The 24,031-nt window shown below is 66.3% G+C and carries 17 protein-coding genes; 13 read left to right on the top strand and 4 right to left on the bottom strand.

What is annotated here, in order from left to right; all coding sequences use genetic code 11:
• Window positions 1-5 precede the first annotated feature (5 nt).
• The 3 genes from greA to recJ all read left to right on the top strand — a co-directional run bounded on the left by greA (window position 6) and on the right by recJ (window position 3,305).
• Window positions 6-470: a transcription elongation factor GreA gene (gene greA, locus ACMZPQ_RS17185; RefSeq protein ID WP_026347191.1), complete on the top strand. Its 465-nt coding sequence runs from the start codon at window positions 6-8 to the stop codon at window positions 468-470.
• Window positions 471-474: 4 nt separating this feature from the next.
• The gene (locus ACMZPQ_RS17180; protein WP_197581794.1) at window positions 475-1,392 is read left to right on the top strand and encodes a phosphoglycerate mutase; all 918 of its coding nucleotides are present in this window, start codon (window positions 475-477) and stop codon (window positions 1,390-1,392) included.
• A gap of 158 nt (window positions 1,393-1,550) precedes the next feature.
• The gene (recJ, locus tag ACMZPQ_RS17175) at window positions 1,551-3,305 is read left to right on the top strand and encodes a single-stranded-DNA-specific exonuclease RecJ (protein WP_197581792.1); all 1,755 of its coding nucleotides are present in this window, start codon (window positions 1,551-1,553) and stop codon (window positions 3,303-3,305) included.
• Between the two features lie 84 nt (window positions 3,306-3,389).
• On the opposite strand, the gene ACMZPQ_RS17170 is transcribed toward recJ, so the two are convergent.
• Window positions 3,390-4,439 (bottom strand): DUF1176 domain-containing protein, encoded by a 1,050-nt coding sequence (locus tag ACMZPQ_RS17170; protein ID WP_197581791.1) that lies wholly within the window; start codon window positions 4,437-4,439, stop codon window positions 3,390-3,392.
• Window positions 4,440-4,667: 228 nt separating this feature from the next.
• Between ACMZPQ_RS17170 and ACMZPQ_RS17165 the strand changes: the two genes are divergently transcribed.
• The 7 genes from ACMZPQ_RS17165 to ACMZPQ_RS17135 all read left to right on the top strand — a co-directional run bounded on the left by ACMZPQ_RS17165 (window position 4,668) and on the right by ACMZPQ_RS17135 (window position 17,591).
• Entirely contained in the window at window positions 4,668-6,911 is a 2,244-nt protein-coding gene (locus tag ACMZPQ_RS17165) for a type VI secretion system Vgr family protein (protein WP_197581789.1), read from the top strand.
• Window positions 6,912-6,930: 19 nt separating this feature from the next.
• Complete coding sequence (locus ACMZPQ_RS17160; RefSeq protein ID WP_197581787.1) at window positions 6,931-8,547, top strand: hypothetical protein; 1,617 nt, start codon at window positions 6,931-6,933, stop codon at window positions 8,545-8,547.
• A complete protein-coding gene (locus ACMZPQ_RS17155; RefSeq protein ID WP_006441023.1) occupies window positions 8,544-8,672 on the top strand; it encodes a hypothetical protein in 129 nt (42 codons plus the stop codon). Before ACMZPQ_RS17160 ends, ACMZPQ_RS17155 begins: the two co-directional genes overlap by 4 nt.
• 19 nt (window positions 8,673-8,691) lie before the next feature.
• Window positions 8,692-13,188 (top strand): RHS repeat-associated core domain-containing protein, encoded by a 4,497-nt coding sequence (locus ACMZPQ_RS17150; protein WP_197581785.1) that lies wholly within the window; start codon window positions 8,692-8,694, stop codon window positions 13,186-13,188.
• Window positions 13,189-13,195: 7 nt separating this feature from the next.
• Window positions 13,196-13,585: an Imm44 family immunity protein gene (locus ACMZPQ_RS17145; RefSeq protein ID WP_157635953.1), complete on the top strand. Its 390-nt coding sequence runs from the start codon at window positions 13,196-13,198 to the stop codon at window positions 13,583-13,585.
• Window positions 13,586-13,902: 317 nt separating this feature from the next.
• Window positions 13,903-14,490: a hypothetical protein gene (locus tag ACMZPQ_RS17140; protein WP_197581783.1), complete on the top strand. Its 588-nt coding sequence runs from the start codon at window positions 13,903-13,905 to the stop codon at window positions 14,488-14,490.
• Window positions 14,491-14,672: 182 nt separating this feature from the next.
• Window positions 14,673-17,591, top strand: a complete 2,919-nt coding sequence (locus ACMZPQ_RS17135) for a DUF2135 domain-containing protein (RefSeq protein ID WP_414485954.1) — start codon at window positions 14,673-14,675, stop codon at window positions 17,589-17,591.
• A 61-nt stretch (window positions 17,592-17,652) separates the two neighbouring features.
• Here ACMZPQ_RS17135 and ACMZPQ_RS17130 read toward each other — a convergent pair whose 3' ends face one another.
• Both ACMZPQ_RS17130 and ACMZPQ_RS17125 read right to left on the bottom strand, forming a co-directional pair.
• Window positions 17,653-18,639 carry a phosphatase PAP2 family protein gene (locus tag ACMZPQ_RS17130; protein WP_197581782.1) on the bottom strand — a complete coding sequence of 329 codons (987 nt, stop codon included), beginning with the start codon at window positions 18,637-18,639 and terminating at the stop codon, window positions 17,653-17,655.
• 9 nt (window positions 18,640-18,648) lie between these two features.
• Entirely contained in the window at window positions 18,649-19,857 is a 1,209-nt protein-coding gene (locus tag ACMZPQ_RS17125) for an acyltransferase family protein (protein WP_197581780.1), read from the bottom strand.
• Window positions 19,858-19,993: 136 nt separating this feature from the next.
• Between ACMZPQ_RS17125 and ACMZPQ_RS17120 the strand changes: the two genes are divergently transcribed.
• Complete coding sequence (locus tag ACMZPQ_RS17120) at window positions 19,994-20,896, top strand: LytTR family transcriptional regulator DNA-binding domain-containing protein (RefSeq protein ID WP_197581778.1); 903 nt, start codon at window positions 19,994-19,996, stop codon at window positions 20,894-20,896.
• 33 nt (window positions 20,897-20,929) lie between these two features.
• Here ACMZPQ_RS17120 and ACMZPQ_RS17115 read toward each other — a convergent pair whose 3' ends face one another.
• Window positions 20,930-21,670: a M48 family metalloprotease gene (locus ACMZPQ_RS17115; RefSeq protein ID WP_197581776.1), complete on the bottom strand. Its 741-nt coding sequence runs from the start codon at window positions 21,668-21,670 to the stop codon at window positions 20,930-20,932.
• Window positions 21,671-21,858: 188 nt separating this feature from the next.
• On the opposite strand from ACMZPQ_RS17115, the gene prfB reads away from it, so the two are divergent.
• Both prfB and ACMZPQ_RS17105 read left to right on the top strand, forming a co-directional pair.
• Window positions 21,859-22,984, top strand: a protein-coding gene (prfB, locus tag ACMZPQ_RS17110) for a peptide chain release factor 2 (RefSeq protein ID WP_197581774.1) whose coding sequence is annotated in 2 segments (ribosomal slippage) — window positions 21,859-21,933 and window positions 21,935-22,984 — 1,125 coding nt in all. Because the reading frame shifts where the segments join, the coding sequence is not laid out codon by codon here.
• A gap of 45 nt (window positions 22,985-23,029) precedes the next feature.
• Window positions 23,030-23,812, top strand: a complete 783-nt coding sequence (locus ACMZPQ_RS17105) for a helix-turn-helix transcriptional regulator (protein WP_019661470.1) — start codon at window positions 23,030-23,032, stop codon at window positions 23,810-23,812.
• The last annotated feature ends 219 nt before the right edge of the window (window positions 23,813-24,031 follow it).

Here is a 24,031-nt window from a genome sequence, read left to right as displayed (position 1 = left end):
CCCCCATCACCATGAAGGGCGCGCAGAAGCTGCGCGACGAACTGGATCACCTGAAGTCGGTCAAGCGCCCGAAGGTGATCGCCGCGATCGCCGAAGCGCGCGAGCACGGTGACCTGAAGGAGAACGCCGAGTACCACGCCGCGCGCGAGGAACAGGGCTTCATCGAAGGTCGCATCAAGCAGCTGGAAGGCGAGCTGTCGCACGCCGAGATCATCGACGTGAGCAAGCTCAATGCCGGCTCCAAGGTGGTGTTCGGTGCCAGCGTGACCCTGGCCGACGTGGAAACCGACGAAGAGAAGAAGTACCAGATCGTCGGTGACCTGGAAGCGGACATCAAGCTGGGCCTGATCGCCATTTCCTCGCCGGTGGCGCGCGCGATGATCGGCAAGCTGGAGGGCGATTCGATCGTGATCGACGCCCCGGCCGGGCAGCGCGAGTACGAGATCGTCAGCGTCAGCTACGTGGACTGATCGGGTGGCAACGGCGACCCTGTTGTTGCCGGCACGCAGCCGCTTTGCGGCGGCTGCATTGCCAGACGAGGTGGCGCGGGCCCTGGGTCGCGCGGCCGCTGTGCAGCTGGACGCCGGTGAGCGCGCGCAGCTGCAACGGCATTTCACCGTGGCCGCGCCGCAGTGGCCGGTGGCTGCGTTGACCCGCCAGCGTGATGTCGGCGATGCCGCCGGCGCCCGCTGGCTGCGCGCCGATCCGGCCTGCATGGTGCCGGACATGCACGGCGCGCGGATGATGGCCTACGGCGAGACGCTGCGGCCGACCCTGGCCGACAGCCTGGCCCTGCTGCCGGTGTTGCAGCCGTTGTTCGCCGACGCCGGGTTCGTGCTGGACGCGCCCGATCCCTCGCGTTGGTACCTGCGTCTGCCGATCGACCTGGCCTTGCCCGAGTTCGACAGCCCCGACGAGGTGCTCGGTGATGACCTGTTCTCGCACCTGCCGGAAGGGGAGGTTGGCCGTCGCTGGCGGGCCTTGATGACTGAGGCGCAGGTGCTGCTGCACAACCATTCCTGGAACCAGCAGCGCGTGACCCAGGGACAACAGCCGATCAATTCGCTGTGGTTCTGGGGCGGCGGCGTGATGCCGGTGTCGGTCAGCACGGCGCACGCGCAGGTGCGCAGTCGTGATGCGTTGCTGCAGGGCTTGGCGCTGGCGGCCGGCGTGGCGGTGGATGGCGAGCAGGCGGTGGATGCACTGGTCGACCTGCGCCAGCTGCGTTCATTGCAGCAGCTGGGCAATGATGCGATCCGGCCGCTGCTGGCCGCGCTCAAGCGCGGTGAGCTGCAGCGCCTGGTGCTGGACTTCGAGGATGGCCTGCAGTTCCAGTTGGACCGTGGCCAGCGCTGGCAGTTCTGGAAGAAGCCGCGGCAGCTGCACGACTGAGTACCCGATTGGATCCGGTAGAGTCGACTGTTGGTCGACCAACGCGCAACGCGCGGGGTTTCCTGCATCCGAACGAAGTGCAGTTGACTAACAGTCGACTCTACCGGCCAGTGGCTGTGGGGGTATCATCCTCCTGTCTTTCGTAACCGGCGATGCCGATGTCCCTTGCCGCCGATGCCGTGCAGCCATCTCCTGATACGCCGACGATCCGCCGCCGCGATGCGGTCGCACCCGGCAGCTGGCCGGAGGGCACGCTGCCGCTGCTGGCCAGGTTGTACGCAGCGCGTGGCGCGGAAACGCCGGAGCTGGCACTGCCGAAACTGGGCAGTCTGCACGCGCCCGAGCTGCTGACCGGCATCGATGATGCGGTGGGCCTGCTGGTCGAAGCCATCGCCCATGACAAGCGCATCCTGGTGGTGGGCGATTTCGACTGCGATGGCGCCACCGCCTGTGCGGTGGGCGTGCGTGGCCTGCGCATGCTCGGCGCGCAGCATGTCTTCCACGCAGTGCCCAACCGCATGGTGCATGGCTACGGCCTGTCGCCGTCGCTGGTGGACGAACTGGCCGCGCTGCAGCCAGACCTGCTGGTCACGGTCGACCACGGCATTGCCTGCCATGCCGGTGTCATCGCCGCCAAGGCGCGCGGCTGGCAGGTGCTGGTCACTGACCATCACCTGCCGGGCCCGCAGCTGCCGCCGGCCGATGTCATCGTCGATCCGAACCTGGATGGCGATGCCTTCCCCAGCAAATCGCTGGCCGGCGTCGGTGTGATCTTCTACGTGCTGATGGCGTTGCGCCGGCAGATGCGCGAGGCCGGTGTCTTCGCCGATGGCAAGGGCCCGGACCTGACCGCGCTGCTGGACCTGGTGGCGGTGGGCACCGTCGCCGACCTGGTGGCGCTGGATCCGAACAACCGTGCACTGGTCAGCGCGGGCCTGCGCCGGCTGCGTGCCGGGCAGGGCTGTGTCGGCCTGCGCGCCCTGATCGAAGCCAGTGGCCGCGATGCCGCACGACTGACCGCCGCCGATATCGGCTTCGCACTTGGGCCGCGCCTGAACGCTGCGGGCCGGCTGGAAGACATGGCGCTGGGCATCGCGCTGCTGCTGACCGAGGACCCACGGCAGGCACGCGACATTGCGCAGACACTTGAGCAGATCAATTCGGAACGGCGCGCGGTGCAGCAGTCGATGACCGATGACGCCGAGCAGGCGCTGACCCGGGTGGTGCTGGACATGGCCGGGCGACCGGTGGCGGCCTGCCTGTTCGATGCCGACTGGCACCCGGGCGTGGTGGGCCTGGTCGCATCGAAGATGAAGGACCGGCTGCATCGACCGGTGATCGCCTTCGCTCCGGCCGAACCGGGCGCCGACACGCTGCGCGGCTCGGCCCGTTCCATTCCCGGCCTGCACATCCGTGACGCACTGGCGCTGGTCGACGCGCGCCATCCAGGCCTGATTGAACGTTTCGGCGGGCACGCGATGGCCGCCGGCCTCAGCCTGCGCCTCGATCACATTGATGATTTCAAGGCCGCTTTCGTCGCCGTGGTGCTGGAAATGCTCGACCCGTCGGCGCTGCAGCAGCAGGTGCTGAGCGACGGTGAACTGGCGGCGGACGAGCTGGACCATCGCCATGCCGACGCGCTGCGCCTGGCCGGGCCGTGGGGGCAGGGCTTCCCGGAACCACTGTTCGACGGCCACTTCGAAGTGGCCAACTGGCGCGTGCTGAAGGAGCGCCACCTGAAGCTGGAACTGCGCCTGCCGGGCGTGCCCGGCACGATCAACGCCATCCACTTCGGCGGCTGGCACGGCAATGCACCGGCCCGCCATGTGCATCTGGCCTACCGTCTGGCCTGCGACGACTATCGTGGCGGCAGCGCGATCCAGCTGATCGTCGAGCACTGCCTGCCCGCCTGAAAAAAAGGGACGGGGATCAGGTCGCTTGTGCCTTGTTTGCCGCTTGCGACTTGATCCCCTCCGTCCCCCTTTTTTTCTGTGAGGTCAGCGGACCTCGGTCACCAGGGTCGGCAGTTCCCAGGTTCCACCGGGCACGCCGCGGCACAGGCCCGCCGCAATCTCGGAGGTAGCGACGAAGGCCGTGCCATTCCAGGTCCAGGTGTTCTGCGAGATGCAGTCACCCAGGCCGCGGCCCTTCTGCGCGGCGATGATCTGCCCATCGTCATAGTCGATCGCATCACTGGTCACCCACTGCGGCTGGAACGGGGCCTGTGGACGGGCGACCCAGAAGCCGTCGCCGGTGTTGTAGGCCGCGCGCCAGCAGGGCACGTTGACCACCACGTGCTGCGCATCCAGGCGCCGGATTTCCAGCGGGGAATGGCTCAACGGAACATCGGCGTCGGGCTCCAGAAGGCCCTCGCAGCTGTTGTCCTTCAGCGTGGCGCGCAGGGCAGCGCGCAGGGCAGGCGAGGCGGCCAGCCGCGCAAGCGAAGGATCGTCCGGGGCCGGGTCCAAGGTGGCGGCCTTGTGCACCACCGGCACGGGAAGTGCCGCAGGGACGCTGGCTTCAGGTGCGCTGCCCTTGCGCATCACCGCACCGGGTGTGCCCAGGCGGCCCTGGTATTCGTCGATCTTCAGAAGGACCGCGGCCGCCCCCTTGTCCGAGAGCAGCCAGCGATGGCCGACCGCATCGGTCACATTGATTCCGCCGTCGCGCACCAGTGCGGCCAACAGGGCGGCGGTCTGCGCGGCACTCAGCGCATACGTACCTTCGCCCTTGTCCGGCGCCAGTTTGCCCAGATCCTGCTCGCGGATACGCAGGTGCAGCGCGCCGGAAGGCAGCGTCTGGCCTTCATCCGGCTGCAGTGAAAGACGGCCGTGGATGGCCTGGTTGGCGCCCCCCTTGCGGGTCAGCAGCACGCTGAGGGTGCTCTGCTCGTCGGCAGCGTAGCCGGCGGCACGGCAGGTGCGGGTGTTGTCACAGGCCGCGATCCAGTCATGGTGCTGGAAGTACAAGGTCCTGGCCGGCGCTGCAGCGCTTGCGGCAAGAGGGCTGGTCGCGGCCAGCAGGGCAGGGAGCAGGAACAGACGCATGGGTATCCATACACATGGGCGGGGCCACAGAGTGCCTGTCGGTGCCTGGCAGCGCCAGCGTGAATGGCTGCGCTGTGCTCTTCGTATTTGTGACGCAGTTCGCGCTGTCGTGAAAATCCTTAATGAATTCATCTCCTTATCCTGCGCTGATTGCGTCAAAAAGCTGGCACATGGCACAGGTCAATGGCAAAGTCGGGCCACGACCAACATGGGACGACGGAACGCCCGATGTACGCCGAATCACTGCTCCCCGGCGCCGCGCTGCAGCGCCTGCACCAGGACCGACGCCTTGTCCGCGTCGAAACCGCCTTGGATCCGGATACCTTCCTGGTCAAGCACTTCACCGGCACCGAATCGGTGTCCGCGCCGTTTGCGTATCGCATCGATCTGCTCTCCATCCAGCCGCGATTGGAGTTGAAGCAGTTGGTCGGCCAGCCCCTGCGCCTGCAACTCGGTGATGAATTCGGCAACCGCAGCGTGCACGGCTACGTGCGCGAGTTCGCCAGCATCGGCCAGCAAGCGCAGTTCAGCGCTTACCGTGCCGAACTCGCGCCGTGGTTTGCGTTCCTGGACTACACCTGCAACTGCCGCATTTTCCAGGACCGCACCGCGTTGCAGATCATCGAAGAGGTGTTCGCCGGGTATGCGCAGCTGGCGAAGTTCCGTTACGACCTCAACGCCGGCAAGCTGGCGCCGTTGCCGTACTGCGTGCAGTACAACGAATCGGACTTCGCCTTCGTCAGCCGCCTGCTGGAAGATGCGGGCCTGTACTACAGCTTCGTGCACGACGACGAAGGCCATACCCTGGTGATCAGCGACGATTCGACGCTGAGCACCGCGCATGGCGACCCGCAGCCGATCGCCTTCGTCTCCGACCAGGGCACGCTGGCCAGTACCGGCCTGCATCGCTGGGGTGCGCGGCGCCGGGTCGGGCCCAGCGTGCAGACCTTGCGCAGCTTCGACTTCAAGCAGCCGGGCGAACGGCTGGATGGCAACCAGGGCAACCAGGTGCCACTGGGCCTGTTGCCGCCGCTGGAGCAGTATCGCTATGACGGCGCGGCGCGCTTCAGCAACAGCCGCATCGGTGCCGCGCTGGCCAACGTGCGCAACGAGGAAGTCACCTGGCCGACCAAGCTGTTCGAGTGTGCGGGCAATGCCGGCGAGATGGAGGCCGGCGGGTGCTTTGACCTGGAACGGCATCCGGACTTCATCGGCCGCGATGACACTGATCGCAGCTTCTTCGTGGTCAGCGTGCAGCGCGAAGGCCACAACAATTTCGCCGCCGATTTCGGCAGCGCCGAAGCGCCCAGCGTGGAGGTGCAGGCCGAAGTGCTGCGCCGGCGCATTCCGTACCGGCCGTTGCGGCGCACGCCGTGGCCGCGCATGCCGGGGCCGCAGACCGCGACCGTGGTGGGGCCGCCGGGTGAAGAGCTGCATGCCGACCGTTACGGGCGGGTCAAGGTCCAGTTCCATTGGGATCGGCAGCTGGACCGCCGCGAGAACGCCTCGTGCTGGATCCGCAGTGCCAGCCCCTGGGCCGGCGCCGACATGGGCGGCGTGTCACCGCCGCGCGTGGGCCAGGAAGTGATCGTCGACTTCCTCGACGGTGATCCGGACCGTCCGATCATCACCGGCCGCGTCTACAACGAAGACAACATGCCGCCGTTCGGCATGGAGGTCAGCGGCCTGAAGTCGAAGACGGTCAAGGGCGCCGGCTGGAACGAGATCACCATGCACGATGGTGCCGGTGGCGAGCTGCTGAACATGCGCGCGCAGCGCGACATGGTCACCACCGTGCTCAACGACCAGAACGCCAGCATCCAGAACAACAAGTCCACCACCGTGGCGGTCAACCACACCATGGGCGTGGGCGCCAACCAGGACATCAGCGTCGGCGGCAACCGCGGCATCACGGTCACCGGCACCGATACGCTGGGTGTCACCGGCACCCGCACCACCAATGTCACCGGTGCGGTCACCGAGAAATACGAGACCGGCGAGACCAAGACGATCGTGGCCGCTGGCTACACGGAAACCATCACTGGTGATTTCAAGACCACGCTGACCGGCAACTACACCAGCCAGCGCACCGGTACCTGGGCCGAAACCGTGACCTCCACCTCCAGCCGCACCGTGGGCGGGCTGGTCACCGAAACCCTACAGGCCGCGCGAGAAGTGACCATCACCGGCCAGGACAAGCGCAAGGTGCAGGGCAAGGTGGACGACAGCAATGTCGGCGAGCGGGTGATCGATGTCACCGGCAACTTCAGCCAGGATGCCAGCGGCACCCACAGCCAGGGCTCGGACGGCGCGATGAGCCTGGAGTCGGCGGTCAAGCTCACCAGCAAGGTCGGCGGATCGGTCATCGAGATCACCGACAGCGCGATCAAGATCACCGCCGGCGGTTCGGAAGTGGTGATTGATGCCGGTGGTGTATCGGTCAACGGCAGCGAGATCAAGCTCAACTGCTGAGCCGCAAGGGAGAAGCACGATGCAGGACACCCCCATGCTGCGCGGCCTGAACGCATTGCGCGATGCCTGGCTGGAAGCCAGCGCCGACAACAGCCGGCGCCTGCTGGTCTGGCGCTTGCCAGCCGCCGCCAGCCGGTTGCTGGCGGCGTTCTTCGAAATGCAGCGCAACGACGCAGGCCGCGACACGCCGGACTACTTCCTGCGCATCGATACCGCCTACGAACTGGGTTTCCGCTACAGCCGGCAGCTCAAGCAGGACCTGCTGGAGCGCTATGTCGCCAGCCAGGAGGATCTGCGCGCCCAGCAGGTGCCGCTGGGCTGGCGCGGCCCGCATGAAGGCCATCCGGACAGCGCCCAGGGTGTGGTCGAGGTGCTGGAGAGTTTCATCGATCACCACGGCGAACATCTGCGCCTGCTGGCGGCGGTGCTGGAGCCGGAGCGCAGCGTGCCCGGCGAAGGTTTCGAGCGCTGGGTGGACGCCGCGCTGGCCGCCGGCCCGGGCCCGCGCCTGCGCCTGGTGCTGGTGGATACCGACGAGGATCCGCGCTGGCAGTCGTTGCTGGAACGGCACGGCAGGATCGCGCGCGTGGTCACTGCGCCGATCGATATGTTCGGCATTGCCCGCGATACCGCCGCGCAGTCTGGCGGCCGCGGCCCGGAAGTGCTGTACCGGCAGCTGCTGGCCGACCTGATGCTGCTGCTCGAACGCGGCAGCCCCTCGCAGGTGGTCGCCCGCGCCGAACGCGCGCAGGGGCTCGCGCAGCGCCACGGTTGGCAGGACCAGCAATCGGTGGTGCAGATGATGGTGGCCGGTGCGTGGTTGAAGCATGGCGATCACGGCCAGGCGATCAACAGCTACCGGCAGGCGCGCAGCGCGGCCGAGGGCGCGCGCGCCAGCGGCAACCCTGCTGCACCGGAACTGGTGATGCAGAGCTGGTTCGGCGAGGCAGGCTGCTGGTTGGCGGCCAAGCAGCCGGAGCGCGCCGCGCAGACCTATCTGCAGGCCTCGACGTCGGCAGCGAGTATTCCGCACCCGATGTTCGCGCTGGAAGGCCAGCGCATGGCCGGCTGGTGCCAGTTGCAGGCCGGCCAGCGTGAGGCCGCGCGTACCCAGCTGCTTGAGGCGATCCGCATCGCCAAGCCGCTGGCGCCGGCCGACCGCAAGGCCACCACGCTGCCGCAGGCGCTGTGGGACCTGCTGCAATTGCAGGATGTGCGCCGCTGCGAATCGCTGCAGCAGGTGGCCACCGATTATCTGCTGGCCAGTACCGGCCTGCTGGAAAAGGCCGATGCACAGGGCCGCGCGCTGGGTCCGCGGCCGGTGCGGCCGGCACTGGATGCCATCGACACGGAGCTGGATGCTGCGCTGGAACGCGGCTTCCACCGCGCCCAACAGGAGCGCGAGCGGCTGATCCAGGGCGGCGACGAATTCTTCCGCAAGATCGTGGCCGTGGGCCGCGACTTCCTTGACCCGGGCTGGAACGGCCTGCCGGCCATCGAACACCCGCTCGATCACGAGATACCGGTGTGGAGCGAGCCGCCGGCAATGCAGCCGTTGCCCGATCCCAGTGGCCTGCTGCAGGCGTCCGTGGCGGCGCCTGCCGGGCCTGCCGTTACAGGAGTGGCTGTTGCATGAAGTCGAACAAGACCGTGGTGATGCTGGTGGCCATCGTGCTGGGCATCATCGTCGTGACCTGGATCAGCGCCGAGTACCGTGACGAAGTAAAGGCGTTCCTGCGCGCGTTGTTCCGCGCCTTGTAAAGCAACAGGGAGTGTTGCCGTGAGCATCGCCGCCAAGCATTTCGATCCGCAGCTGGGCATCGACATCCACATGTACGCGGTGCCGCCGTGCCCGCTGCCGACGCCGCATATCGGCCTGGTGCTGGATCCGTTCGATTACATCCCGTTCATCGGCTCGACCATCAAGGTCAACGGCGTTCACCGCGGTACCGCCGGTACCGGCGGCCTCGACATCCACATCCCGCTGGGCGTGTGGGGGCCGCCGCTGGCCGCGCCGATGGGGCCGCAGTTCGACGGCGAAGAAATCTTCATGGGCAGCCGCACGGTGTCGGCCGATGGCGAGCCGTTCTCGCGGCTGGCGATGCCGGTGCTCGACTGCAACCTGGCCGGCATGATCAATCCGTTCCGGATGAAGAAGCCGAAGAAGCCGCTACGCGCGATGTCGTTGCCGACCGGCTTGAATGTGGCCATTCCCACCAGCGTCACTGTCGGTGGTCCGCCGACGGTTTCATGGACCGCACTGGCGTTCCGCGCGGCATTTGCCGGGCTGGGCAAGCTGCGCAAGAGTGCTTTCTTCCGCAAGAAGATGGATGCGTTCGCCAACTGGCGGCGCGGCAAGTGGGGCCATCTGCCCTCCGGCTTCCTGAAGTGCAAGGTGCTGCGTGCCGAGCCGGTGGATATCCGCGATGGCAGCGTGGTGGTCAGCCACCAGGACTTCGACATTCCGGGGCGGCTTTCCTTCGCCTGGCAGCGCAGTTATGGCTCGCGCCGCGCGGGCGAACCCGGCCTGTGCGGCGCGGGCTGGCAGACGCCGGCCGACATCCGCCTGGAACTGCTGGACGACGGCAGCGTGTGGTTGTCCGGCCCGGACCAGGCCGCGTTCTTCCCCGAGTTGCCGCCCGCTGAAGGCGAGGCCGGGGCCATCCTCGATTTCGTTGATGGCGCGCGCCTGCTGCGTCGGCGCGGGCAGTGGCTGGTGCGCTTCAAGAGCGGGCTGAAGTACGTGTTTGGCGGTGAACTGCCGGCGGGCGTGAGCGCGCTGCCGAATCCACAGTCCTGGCCGATCGAGCGCATCGAGGATGCCCATTGCAACCACTGGCGGTTCGAGCGTCGCGACGGCCATCTGGTACGCATCGTCGAAAGTGGCATCGGCGACCTGCAGGGCCGTTTCATCGAAGTGGAGGCGCGCCACGGCCGCATCGACCGCATGGCGCTGCATGACCCGGCCACCGGCCTGGTGCATCCGCTGGTGAGCTATCGCTACAGCGCCGACGGCGATCTGCTGGCGGCGGTGGACGCGCTGGGAGCGCCGCGCACCTTCGCCTACGAGCAGCATCGCATGGTGCGGCACACCGACCGCGTTGGGCTGTCCTTCCGCTACGCGTTCGACGCGCAGGGCAGGGTGGTGCATTCGTGGGGTGACGGTGGCCTGTACGACTACCACTTCGAGTACGACGCGCTGCTGCGCGAGACCCGGGTAACCGACTCGCTGGGCCACTTGAGCGTGGTCAAGTTCGACGAGAATCAGCTGCCGCTGTGCGAGATCGATCCGCTCGATGGCGTGACGCTGTTCGAGTACGACGATTTCGGGCGGACCGTGGCGGTGACCGACCCGGAAGGGCTGCGCACGGCGTTTGCCTATGATGCGCATGGCAACCTGGTCTGCCTGACCCGCGCCGATGGCACGTCGATCCAGATGGAGTACGACCAGGACGACCATATGGTGTCGCTGCGCACGCCGGATGGCGTCGACTGGAAGCAGGCATACGATGGCCAAGGCCTGCTGGTCAGCCAGACCGATCCATTGGGAGCGACAACCCGATTCGACTACGATGCGCAGGGCCAGTTGCAGTCGCAGACCAATGCCCGCCAGGCGGTGACACGCCTTCGCTATGACCGTCATGGGCTGGTGGCTGCCGTCATTGATGCGCTCGGCCATGAGAGCCGTTTCGAGCACGATCCGCTCGGCAACCTGCTGCGCCAGGTGGATCCGTTGGGGCAGGCCAGTCGCTACGAGTACGACGCCAAGGGGCGGCTGCTGGCCACCGCTGGCCCCGATGGCGCGGGTGTGCGCTGCGAATATGATGCTGAAGACCAACTGCTTCGCTATACCGATGAGGCCGGCGCGCAGACGCGGCTGCAGTACGTGGGCATCGGACAGATCGGCAAGCGCCTTCAGGCCGATGGCCACAGTGTGGAGTACCGCTACGATACCGAAGAGCAGCTGGTCGCGGTCATCAACCAGCGCGGCGAAACCTATCAGTTGGTGCGCGATGCGCTGGGCCGCATCGTCGAGGAAGTGGACTACTGGGGGCAATCACGGCGTTACAGCTACGATGCTGCCGGGCGGCTGACGGCGACCCTGGATCCACTGGGCCAGCGCGTCGCGTTTACCACCGACAAGCTTGGGCGCATCACCCGCAAGACGCTGCCGGATGTGCGGCATCCCGGCCAGCAGGTGCAGGAACATTTCGTCTACGACACGCAGGGCCAGATCGTCGAGCTGCGCAATCCGGCGCGTGCCCTGAAACGCCGGTATGACCCGCTGGGGCAATTACTGGAGGAACTGCAGGACGGGTTCCGCGTCGGCTACGCCTATGATGAAGTCGGCAACCGCGTGCTGCGCGAGACCTCGGCCGGCAATCGGGTGGCGTTTGGCTACGACCTGCGCGACCAGACCGTATCGGTGGCCATCAATGACGAGCCTCCGATTTCGATGGAGCGTGACGCGCTCGGCCGCACCACGCGCGAGCAGTTGAGCCCGCATCTGCAGCGCGAGTTCACCTATGACAGCCGCAACGTGCTGACCTCGCAGTCGATACTGAAGGACGCTGCACCGCTGTTCGAGACCCGCTACGACTACGACCGCACTGGCAACCTGACCCGCCGCAGCGATAGCGCACAGGGCGTTGACGAGTACCGCTACGACGCGATCGGGCGCCTGTTGCAGCACCTCGACCCGAAGGGCCGGGTCGAGCGCTACTTCAACGACCCGGCGGGCGACCGGCTGCGCACTGAAGTGAAGCAGGTGCAGGCGCGGAAGGTAGTGGGCGGCGACGATGACGGCCTGACCACCTGGACGCGCGAGGGCACCTACCAGGGCATGCACTACGTGTTTGACCGGGCGGGCGACCTGGTGCGCAAGGGCGCGCCGCACGGGGATGCGCCGGATGACCTGACGCTGATCTGGGATGCCAACCATCGGTTGGCCGAGAGCCGTCGCAACGGGCAATCAACGTACTACGGCTACGACCCGCTGGGACGGCGGGTGTTCAAGCGCAACCCGACGCAGACAACGTGGTTCTTCTGGGATGGAGATGCGCTGCTGGGTGAGGTGCAGCAGGCCAACGATGCCGAAGAGGCGGCGCCGGTCTGGGTGGGCAATGTGGCGAGCCTGGTGGAGGTGAGGCGGCGGCAGCGGCGGTTGGAAAAGCTGCATGGGCGGGTGCGGGAGTATGTGTACTACCCGGGGACGTTTGTGCCGTTGGCGCTGGTGGACGCGGTCAGTTCCACGGCACCAGAATTGGAGGGCGTACAACATCGAGCCAAGCCAAGCGGCGATGAGTCAGTCGTCAGTGCTTCGACGGCGCCGGTGGGATTGGGTGCCCCAATCGGGACATCTGCCCAACAAAAACTTCCCCTTGCCTTTGGCGGGCTTGGCGCTCGGCCGCTCGGAGCTGAAGTTCCCATTCAACGCTCGGTCAATGATAAATGTCTGTCTGCGCTCTCTGGTGGGAAAAGCCACAACAAGAGCGACTCGGAGCGCCTTTCTGGGCATGAGATCGCCGCACCTGGGAGGTCACCGAAACCAGATGCGACCGAGGCGGGGCAGGCGACCACATCGCGGGAAAACTTCGCTGGTCACTCTTTTGGTGATACATCGTTCAGCCGTTCCTCCGAGATATCCCAAGCGCCCCTCGGAAGCGAGTTGCACTACTTCCACGTCATGCCCAACGGTTCTCCTGATCGGATTCTGAGCAAATCGGGAGGATGTGTGTGGTCCAGCCATCAAACGGCGTGGGGTGGCATGGCGCCAGATCCCAGCTCAAGCATAGACAACAATATTAGATTGCAAGGGCAGTACTACGACCATGAAACTGGACTGCACTACAATAGGTATAGATATTACGAAGAAGGTGTTGGATCGTTCATTGGTCAGGATCCACTGGGGCTTGAAGCGGGTGAGAATCTTTACCTATTTGGTCCAAATGCGATTGGGTGGGCGGATCCACTTGGGCTTGACGAACTTTATGCGCTTCTTGCCTCAAAGGATGGGTGGTATCCTATTATGGAATGGGGAAAGAAGAATCCGGTTGGCTATTGGTACCTAAAGAAGGGCGAGGTCTGGAAGTTTGGCGAGACAAAGGTGCCGAAAACTAGGTATTCTGCTGCATGGTTGCGAAGGAATAATTTGCAGTACTTTGCCATACATCGCGGGACGACTAAGAGCTTTAACCGGATTGTGGAGCGGATGCGAATATCAGGATTCTTGAATTGGAAGGGATTTCTTCCTCCGGGAAATAAATGCAGGCATTGAGGGTGAAATGAAATTTGGATTGTCTACGGATACAGGTGGAGCAACTCACGTTTATGAAATTGCGAATGAGCTTGTTTCCATATTTCCAGTGTTGGAGCTGGATTTCAAATCGGTCGAAGTCGAGGTTTTCTTTGTCTTTCGATGCCTCCCGGAGGAGCTTGGAAGGAAGTCGTCACGTCGTTTTTCGAAGGCTGAGTCGGTTCTCTTCCTTGATATGTGCTTATCAGAGGATTTGCTGAAAGAAATGGATGTTGAGCAGCAAAGGTCTGTCGTGGCGAAGTATTTCTTCAAGTACGTTGAGGACTCTTTGAAAAAGTACAAATTTGAAGGTCTTGATGTCACCTCTTTCATGTTCGCACTTAAGAAGGAAGCGGCATCAATTGGTTGGCTTGACTAAAGGTGGGGTCGTCTCTTTCCATAGTCTTTGGGATTGGAGCTATCGCTACTCCGACTACCCCGCGGGCGACTGGGTGCACAATGAGGTGAAGCAGGTTCGGACGCGTAAGGTGGCGATGGGGCGACGATGGTGATCACCTGAGCGTGCAGGGGCACCTATCAGGGCAAGCGCAACTTGATTGACCGAGAGGACGATCTGGTGAGCAAGTGAGCGCCTCAGCGGAATGCGTCGGACGATCTGGCGCTGAACTGGGATGCCAATCATCCGTAGGTTCATCCATCTATCGGACAGCGTCTTCCTGCCTGTGAGGTCTGGACGTGACTGGAAATTCCTTCCCTCGCATCTGCGATGCGGGTTCTCTGGAGGTAAGTGCCAAAGTACTGAGCGACTTTGGTCTTGATCCTTTGTCCAGCGAGCTGATGTTGCGCCTAGGGTTGCCTTCAAAACTGCCGGGCGAAGTGCCCCTTGTGCAGTTTGAGGCGCCGCAGAGAGCCGTTTTCGACGGGAAGGAGCTTCTCGTCGTTGCGCACGAGCCATGGGGACGGGAGCTTCTGCTCTGCCTATCAGCAGGCGGAAAGGTGATTGCGGCGGGTGATGGCATACATAAGTTTGTCAATGGTTGCTTGTCCAGCTTCCTCGGGTTTCTGGCGTTGTATGAGGCATTTCAGGAGCAGGCCAGGTCAGGGGAATCCGGTCCCGTTGTCTACTCCCAGTCAGAGATGCAGGCCAGGCTTGAGGCCTTCAGGCGAGGTGAGTTCCAAGCGCGTTCGACAGAGCAACGGTTCAATCGTGATGTTGCAATCAGCACGATGGCGGCGGAATGGACCACGCTTGACCCTGCTGCACTCGCGGAAGGCGCGTGGTGGTCTGTTGTGCTGGAGCAGCTGGAAGACGGCCAGATCTGATGTTGCGCGACGCAGGGGAGCGTCGCATGTGGCTGCAAGGATGACTGGACGGGAGGCGATTCTGAATCAGGTCAAGGCAGGCGGCGGTCTTGGAAAGGGGCATGCGCGCCGGCTGCCTCGCCAGCAACCCCATTCCCCCTACCCAGGCGTTGAACCATCCATCCTCCCGCTGGAGCCGTCCAATGCCCCTCGTCCTCCGCCGCGCCCCCTGCGTGCTGGCCCTCTTGCTCGGCACCTTGGCCGGGTCTGCCTACGCACAGTCTCGCCCGGCCGTCCGGCCGCTTGCTCCAGCCCCCCTGCTGCAGGTTGCCGGCGCCGAGCAGCCCATCGCGCTGAGCCAGGCCCGCATCGAGGGCGACATCCAGGCCGGCATCGCCCAGACCCGCATCACCCTGGAATTCCATAACCCGAACCGGCGCGTGCTGGAAGGGGAGTTGCAGTTCCCGTTGGCCGAGGGCCAGCAGATCACCGGGTTTGCCCTCGACATCGGTGGCGAGCTGCGCGAGGCGGTGCCGGTGCCCAAGGACCGCGGCCGCCAGGTCTTCGAGGAGATCGCCCGCCGTGGCGTCGACCCCGGCCTGCTGGAGCAGACGGCGGGCAACCAGTTCCGCCTGCGCATCTACCCGTTGCCGGCCGGTGGCAGTCGCCGCGTGCAGCTGGTGCTGCGCGAGCCGCTGGCCTTCTCGGGCCAGGGCTGGCGGTGGACGCTGCCGCTGCAGTTCGCTGCGGGTGCTGCCTCCGTTGCAGTGAAGGTGCAGGCGCCAGGGGCGATGGCCGTGGGTACCGCACCGTTCCAGATCACGGCGGGCCAGCTGCACTGGCAGGGCCGCGGCGCGCAGCTGCCGGCACAGCTGCAATGGACCCTGCCCGCCGAACGCAAGCCGCAGGTGCAGGTGGCACCGTGGCAGGACGGACACTATCTGCTGGCGCAGCTGCCGGTGCCGGTCAGCGGCACTCCCCGCGCGCTGCCGAGCGAGGTCGGCCTGCTGTGGGACGGCTCGGGTTCCTCCGGCCAGCGCGACCGCGCGCGTGAGTTTGCGTTGCTGGATCGCTACTTCACCGCGATGGGCAACGGCACGGTCGCCCTGACCGTGCTGCGTGACCGCGCCGAGCCGGTGCGCCGTTTCCGTATCCGTGCAGGCAACTGGAGCGAGCTGCGTGCGGCTTTGCAGGCGGTGCGCCCGGACGGTGCCAGCGCGCTGGCCCAGTGGCAGCCGCAGCCGAGCGTGAAGGAGTACCTGCTGGTCAGCGATGGCCTGCTGACCTATGGGCCGGAACAGCTGCCGGCAATGGCGCCGGAGCAGCGCCTGTTCGCGGTCAGCGGTGCCGGCGCGCGTACCGATGCAGTGCGCTTGCGTGGCTGGAGCGAAGCGCATGGCGGTCGCTTCGTCGCGCTCGGCAAGGCTGTCGACGCCGCTGCGCGTGAGCTGCTGTCCCCGCCGCTGGACGTACAGATCGATGCGGGCCGCGGCGTGCAGGACGTGGTGATCGACCGTCGCAGCGAGGCTGATGGCTGGCTGTGGCTGCATGCCCGGCTGGCGGCGGACGGTGTGCCGATGCGGGTGCGTGTTGGTGGTGGTGAGTGGCTGGCGCTGCCGGCCACGCAGAAGAGCGACGACGGTGAACTGCTCGCCGGCTTGTGGGCGCAGGCGCGCCTGCAGCAGTTGGGGGCCGACCGTCGCGGCAACCGCGAGGCAATGCAGCGCCTGTCGCAGCAGTTCGGCCTGGTTGGGCCGGATACCTCGTTGATCGTGCTGGAAACGCTGGAGGATTACCTGCGCTACGCGATCCGTCCGGCGGGCACGCTGCGCGCCGAGTACGACGCCCGCTTCGCACGCCAGGTGAGCGACCGCGCCGCTGCCGATCGCCGTCGTCTGGACGAGGTGGCCGCACGCTGGAAGGAACGCCAGCAGTGGTGGAGCCGCAGTTGGCCGAAGGATGCGCCACCGCAGTTGAAGGGCAGGGCACTGGAAGTGGCGTCCGCAGATGCTGCGATGGAATCGGCGCCGGTGGCGATGCTGGCGGCCCCCGCTCCGGCGGCCCCGCCTGCGCCTATGGCGGCGGCAGCCGAGCAGCGCAGGGAGGCCAGCAGCGCACGCGCGCGACGCTCCGTGTCCGCGGCGAACCCGGCGCTCGATGCGGTGGTGGTCACCGGTTCGGCCATCGATCAAGCCGGACCCGCCAACGACGGCGAGCTCGGCATCCAGCTGGCCGCATGGCAGCCGGATTCAGCGATCGCCCGCCGCCTGCGCCAGGGCCCGGCGTCGCAACTGTACGACCGCTACCTGGCCGAGCGCGAGGCACATGCCGACAGCAGCGCGTTCTTCCTCGACGTGGCCGACCTGCTGCTGGAGCAGGGTCAGCGCCAACTGGCCCTGCGCGTGCTGTCGAACCTGGCCGAGATGGACCTGGACAACCGCCACCTGCTGCGCGTGCTCGGCTACCGGCTGATGCAGGCCGATGCCCCCGCGCTGGCGGTGCCGGTGTTTGAGCAGTTGCTGGCGATGGGCCAGGAAGAACCGCAGAGTTTCCGTGACCTTGGCCTGGCGCTGGCCGCTGCCGGGAAGCCGCAACAGGCGCTGGCGCCGCTGTACCAGGTGGTGGTGCGGCCCTGGGACAGCCGCTTCGATGGCATCGCGCTGATCGCGCTGGACGAATTGACCAACCTGGTATCACGCAGCCGCCCGACGCTGGACACCACGGGCATCGACCCACGCCTGCTGCAGGCGATGCCGCTGGACCTGCGCGTGGTGCTGTCATGGGATGCCGACAACAGCGACATGGACCTGTGGGTGACCGACCCGAACGGCGAGCGCGCCTACTACGGCAACCGCCTGACCTACCAGGGCGGGCAGATGTCGCAGGACTTCACCGGCGGCTATGGGCCCGAGCAGTTCTCGCTGCGCAACGCGAAGCCCGGCACATACAAGGTGGAAGCGAACTACTTTGGCAGCCGCCAGCAGCTGGTGACCGGCGCCACCACCCTGATGCTGCGCCTGACCACCCATTGGGGTACGCCGAAGCAGAAGGACCAGAGTGTCACGCTGCGGTTGAAGGACCGCGCCGAGACCGTGCTGGTGGGCGAGTTCGAGGTGAAGTAGCGCCACGCCATGCGTGGCTGTCGCACGGCGTTGGAACGACCCATCCACGCATGGCGTGGATCTACAGGGCGCCGTCCGACTCGTGGGAGCGCTGGCGCGGAATCCACCGCGCCAGTGCCACGCCGCCACCCAGGATCAACAGCGTGCCCACGGTATGCCACAGCAACGCGGTGATCGGTGCATCCGGCAACGGAATACTGTGCGCGAGCCAGTCGATGAGGGGCCGCGCCAGCAGGTAGACCAGCACAACGCCCAGCACGCGCAGCGCCCGTTGCACGATGCCGTGCGGATCGGCTGGCCAGCCTCGCCACTGCAGCCACGCCACCAGCAGGCCAAGCGCCAGCAGGCGCGCGGCTTCGCCCAACGGCACAAGAGGCGTCCACAGTGAAGCCCAGGCCAACGCCGTGCCGAGGCCCAGCAGTACCGGCAGTTGCCAACGCTGTTTCCCGCGCAAGCCCGGCATCAACTGCCAGGCCAGCACGGCCACGCCGAGGCCGATCAGCCAACCGGCCAGCACGTCGGCCAGGAAGTGGCGGCCCAGGTACATGCGCGAGAGTGCCATCAGCAGCGGCCAGCCCAGCGCCAGTGTCCATTGCAGCCAGCGGCGGCGGATGCCGAAGGCCAGTAGCAGGCCCACGCAGGCGGCCGTTGCCACGCCGACATGGCCACTGTTGAAGCCGTAGTCGGCGTCGGGCTGTGCCCGCAGCATTGCGGTGGCCCTCGCGTCCGGCAATGCCCAGAAGGTGTGGCCTCCGCCATCCACCACGAACGGATGCGACGGCTCGCCCTTGTCCAGCACTGCTGCGTCCACATCGGTCGGGCGGGGCAGGGCCGCGCTCTGCTTGATCGCATGCGTGGCGCAGGCCATCAGCAACACCGCCAGCATCACGCAGAGGCCGGCGCGCATGCGTGCCCCGAACGCGCACACGAGAATCAGCGCGGTGTAGGCCATCTCGTAGCCCAGCAGGCTGATGAACTGCATCAGCGACAGCATCCAGCCGCTGTCGAAGGTGTGCTGCAACCACAGGTGCCATTGCGTCTGGAACATCCGTTGTCCTCAATGCGCCGTCACGACGCGGGCGGGCGTCGACGATAGCGGATCGGCACGCAGGCCGAACAGGGGGCGCAGCCAGCGTACGCGGCGGATCAACAGTTCGTGGATCAGCAGGCAACCGCCGACGGTGCCGGCCACAAGCAGTGCAGGCTCCAGCCAGGGGCCGAGCTGCAGCGGCCGCAACGCATACAGCAGCACGATCAGTACGGTCTGGTGCAGGATGTACCAGCTGAAAACGGCCTCCCGGCAATAGCCCAGGCCGGGCCAGGGACGGGACAGCAGCACCCGTGCCCAGCCGAACAGGGCCAGCAGCATGCACCACGTATAGAGCGCACGGCCGATGCGTTCGGTCTGGCCCCAAGGCAGGGCCAGCACCCAGGCATCGAGGTCGCCCACATGCGGCAATCGGGCCAGTGCACGGATACCCAGTTCCAGGCACAGTCCCAGCAGAGCCAGGCACAGGGTCAGGCGTCGTCCGCGTACCAGCAGATCCCAGCCGCGCTGCCAGCGTGCCGCCAGGAAGCCTCCGAGGAACAGTGGCAGCGACTCGGCATGCACGTAGATGTCGTCCAGCAGCGCGTGGGTGGGCGGCCAGCGTGGCATCAGTACCAGCAGCGCCCAGCCCAGCCAGGCCACCGGAAGCACCAGCAGTAGGCTGCCCAGCAGGCGGTCGCCCGGCTGCCAGCGTGGCAGCGCGCCGCGCAGCGGTCGCAGCAGGCTGGCCAGTGCCATGGCCAGGACGGTGTAGGGCAGCAGGTAGGCCAGGTACCAGAGGTGGTTCCAGGTGAAGCCGTACTCGGCGCCACTGAAGTGCGCACCCGGCCACGGCCGGAACTGCCAGTAGCGCCAGAGGAACCGGGCCAGCCCCGGCGCCACGTCACCCTTGTCCAGCGCCTCGCAGTACGCCTGCAGGGACACGACGGCGACGATGCCGAACAGCAGGGGCAGCTGCAGGCGCCAGCAACGTCGCAGGGTATGCCGCAGCCTCCCCTGGTCGGGCAGGGACAGGCCCAGCGCGATGCCGCTGATGGCAAACAGCAGCGGCATGCGCCAACGGTTCATCGCGATCATCGGCCACTGCAGCCACTCGGCGGTGTAGGCGCTCTTGAGGTGGAAGTCCCAGCCGGCCACGTAGGCCATGGCGGCGTGGTAGAGGATCAGCAGCCCGAAGGCGGCAATGCGCAGGGTGTCCAGGTCATGGCGACGGTGCATGGGTGGGCGGGCTTCAGGAGGAAGATGCACCCTCCGCCTGCCAACGCGTGACCGCCAGCGGATGGGGCGAAATGGCCGGTGCGCAGGGTTCAGTGGAGGGGTGGCCGGGACCAATGGCGGATGCGCGCGCGGCCGGATGCGCAACAATGGCGCTATGGAAAAGGGAGATCCGGCGGCGTTGACCGCCTTTGCTGCATCGCGGCCGCGGCGCCCCGGGCTTGCTGCTGCGTTCTGGTCGCTGCTGTTCCTGGGCACGGCCGCGGGCAATGTGCTGGCACAGTGGATGCGGGCCTTGCGTGATGGTCAGATATTCCCGGCGGGGGCGGTCTCGATCGAGGAGTTCAGCAGTGCGCTGGCCAGCCTGGGCCTGCTGGCGCTGCTGCATGCGGCCGCGCGCCGCTGGCCGCTGCATGCCGACACCTGGCGGCGCCGGATCGGTTTCTACGTGCTGGGCGGCATCGCCTGGTGGTTGCTGCACGTCAGTGCGATGGTGCTGCTGCGCAAGGTGGCCTTTGCCTTGGCCGGCCAGCACTACACCTATGGTGCGTGGCCGGCGCAGTGGTTCTACGAGTTCTTCAAGGACGTGCAGACTTACAGCCTGCTGGTGATCGCGGTGCACGCGGCGGCCTGGTTCGGTCGCCAGCGGCGGGGTGAGGCCCATCTGCTGGCGCCGCCCGACGAAGGCCCGCCAGTGGAACCGGTCGAGCGCCCGCAGCACTTCCTGGTGCGCAAGCTGGGCAAGGAGTTCCTGGTCGCCACCGCGGATGTCGAGTACGCCCAGGCGTCGGGCAATTACGTGAACCTGCGGGTGCGCGGGCATGACTACCCGCTGCGCATCACCATGGCGGCGCTGGAGCAGCGGCTGGACCCGGCCGAGTTCCTGCGCCCGCACCGCAGCTGGTTGATCCATCGTGGCCAGTTGCGCTCGATCGAGCCGTTGGATGGCGGTGAAGCGCTGCTCCACATGGCCGATGGCGTCAAAGTGCCGTGCAGTCGGCGACAGCTACCCCTGTTGCGCCAGGCGCTGGCAGGGAGCTGAGCGGGCGGACCGGTCGGCCCGCCCGCACAGGGATTACTTCTTGTCCTTCTTGATCATCGCGTCGATGCGCGTGGCGCGGGCTTCCGAGCCCGGGTGCGAGGACATCAGGCCGCCGTCGCTGGACAGCTTGCGGAACATGCTGGCCAGGGCCGCCGGATCGTAGCTGTGGCGCTTCATGAACTGGTAGCCGTACTCATCGGCCGCGCTCTCTTCCTTCTGCGAGAACTGCGCGTTGATGAAGCCTTCGGCCAGTTCGCCGAGCTGGCCCTGGCTGAGCTGGGTCAGGTTGCCGTTGCCCGAGGCCGCCAAGCCTTCACGGCCGGCCGAAGCGAGCAGGGCGGTGCGCATCTTGGTCTTGCTGTGGCCGAGCTTCACGTGGCCGATTTCGTGGCCGATCACGCCACGCACTTCGTCATCGCTGGCCATGTCCATCAAGCCGGTGTAGACGCGCACGCAGCCGTTGGCCATCGCCCAAGCATTGACGTCAGCGGTGCGGTAGACCTTGAAGTTCAGGTTCAGGCCGTCCTCGTTGGACAGGCCCTGGGTGATCTTGGCCAGGCGCTGGGCGTAGGGGTCGTTGCCGGCCACCACCTGGTTGTCCTTGTCCATGTACGTGCAGGCCTGGTCGGCGGCGGCCGAGACTTCGGCGTCGGACAGGGTCAGCGCCTTGCCGGCCTTCATGCCGGTGCTGGTCAGGCCCTTCAGGTCGATGGCCGAGGCATTGGCGGCCATCAGGCAGGCGGCCAGGCACAGGGTGGAACGCAGGATCGTCATTGAATTGGTGCTCCTTGGATGGGAATGAACCGCCGCGTCCCCCTGTTGCCGTGGCGGCCGGGAAGTCTACCGGCAGTGGCCCGGCCCCTGTCCAGCCGCCGCCGGACGTCGCGGGCCTGGCTGCCTCGCCGGGAGCGGGGTGGCTGCGGTATCATTCCCAGTCATCTTTTGAATGCATGACCGCCGACATGATCGAACTGAATCCTGTCCGCCAGCGCATCACCGATCTGACCGATCGCGTGCTGTCGCTTCGGGGGTATCTTTGACTACGACGCCAAGAAAGAGCGTCTTGAAGAAGTAACGCGGGAGCTGGAAAGCCCCGACGTCTGGAACAACGCCGAGTACGCGCAGAACCTGGGCCGCGAACGCTCCAGCCTGGAGAAGACCGTGGGCGGCATCGCCTCGGTGCTGGACGGCCTGACCGACGCGGCCGAGCTGCTGGAACTGGCCGAGTCCGAGCAGGACGAAGATACCGCCCTGGCCGTGGTCGCCGACCTGGACAAGCACCAGGCGCACGTCGAGAAGCTGGAATTCCAGCGCATGTTCTCCGGCGAGATGGACAATGCGGCCGCGTTCGTCGACATCCAGGCCGGTGCCGGTGGCACCGAAGCCCAGGACTGGGCCGAGATCCTGCTGCGCATGTACCTGCGCTGGTGCGAATCGCGCGGCTGGAAGACCGAGCTGATGGAAGTGTCCGGTGGCGACGTTGCCGGCATCAAGTCGGCCACGCTGCGCGTGGAAGGCGACTATGCCTACGGTTGGCTGAAGACCGAAACCGGCGTGCACCGCCTGGTGCGCAAGTCGCCGTTCGATTCGGACAATCGCCGCCACACCAGCTTCACCTCGGTGTTCGTGTCGCCGGAAATCGATGACAACATCGACATCACCATCAACCCGGCCGACCTGCGCACCGACGTGTACCGTTCCTCCGGTGCCGGTGGCCAGCACGTCAACAAGACCGAGTCGGCGGTGCGTATCACCCACATTCCGACCAACATCGTTGTCGCCTGCCAGACCGGCCGCAGCCAGCACCAGAACCGCGACAACGCGATGAAGATGCTGGCCGCCAAGCTGTACGAGCTGGAAATCCAGAAGCGCAACGCCGAGAAGGACGCGGTGGAAGCCACCAAGTCCGACATTGGCTGGGGCAGCCAGATCCGCAACTACGTGCTCGACCAGAGCCGTATCAAGGACCTGCGCACCGGCATTGAACGCTCGGATACGCAGAAGGTGCTCGACGGCGACCTGGACGAGTTCGTCGAGGCCAGCCTGAAGGCCGGCCTGGCCGTGGGCTCCAAGCGCGTCGATGCCTGATCCACGCGCCTGCGCGGATATCATCGCCTTCCGCAACGGAGGGCGATGATGCGCAGCGAAAGTGAACGCAAGGAGCTCGGTGGCTTTCTCAAGGCCTGCCGGGCCCGTGTCGACCCCGCCACGCTCGGCCTGCCGGCCGGGCGCCGGCGTACTCCGGGCCTGAAGCGCGAGGAAGTGGCGCTGGCCATCGGCGTGAGTGTCAGCTGGTACACCTGGATCGAGCAGGGCCGTGAAGTGCGTGCCTCGCCCGAGGTGCTGGAGCGCCTGGCGCAGGTGCTGCGCATGAGCGACGACGAGCGCGCCTATGCGTTCGCGCTGTCCGGCTATGGCGTGCCGCTGGAATCGCCGGATGAGAGCGTCACCGACGGCCTGCGCCAGCTGGTGGAGGCAATGCAGCCGATCCCGGCCTACGTGCGCAACACCCGCTTCGACATCCTGGCCTGGAACCCGGCCATCGCCGACCTGTTCGTGGATTACAGCCAGCTGGCGCCGCACGAGCGCAACACGTTGCGGCTGATGTTCCTGTACCCGCCGTATCGCACGTTGATCCTCAACTGGGAAGAAATGACCCGCGGGCTGCTGGCCGGTTTCCGCGCGGCGATGGCGCAGGCGCCGGACAAGGCCCCGTTCCTGGCGCTGGTTGAGGACATCGCGGCGCACAGCGAAGAGTTCCGGCAATGGTGGCCGGAGCACGACGTGCGGCGCTTCGACGAAGGTGCGAAGAAGCTGAACCATCCGACACGCGGGTTGCTGGACCTGCAGTATGTGGCGCTGGTGCCGGAGAGCCGGCACGACCTTTCGCTGGTGACCTACCTGCCGCGGAAGTAGGGGTGTTCGGCAGGGCTTGCAGCCCTGCACCTGCTGCGAGCCAGAGCAACGTCAACGTCAAATGCGGGCCTTCTGTGGGGTGGCGGGGTGGTGTCGGTGTGCGGGGACGCCGCAAGTACGTCCGTGTAGCAACTGTGTTGAGGCAGAGTCTCGGCTCCTCCGGCAGCCACGCACGGTAGTGCCGGCCGCTGGCCGGCAGCCTCTTGCAGCGCGCACGGC

It is taken from the genome of Stenotrophomonas maltophilia, assembly GCF_047497515.2.
Lineage (GTDB): Bacteria > Pseudomonadota > Gammaproteobacteria > Xanthomonadales > Xanthomonadaceae > Stenotrophomonas.
Note: the sequence above shows the minus strand (reverse complement) of the source record. Positions and strands in the feature narration are given on the sequence as shown.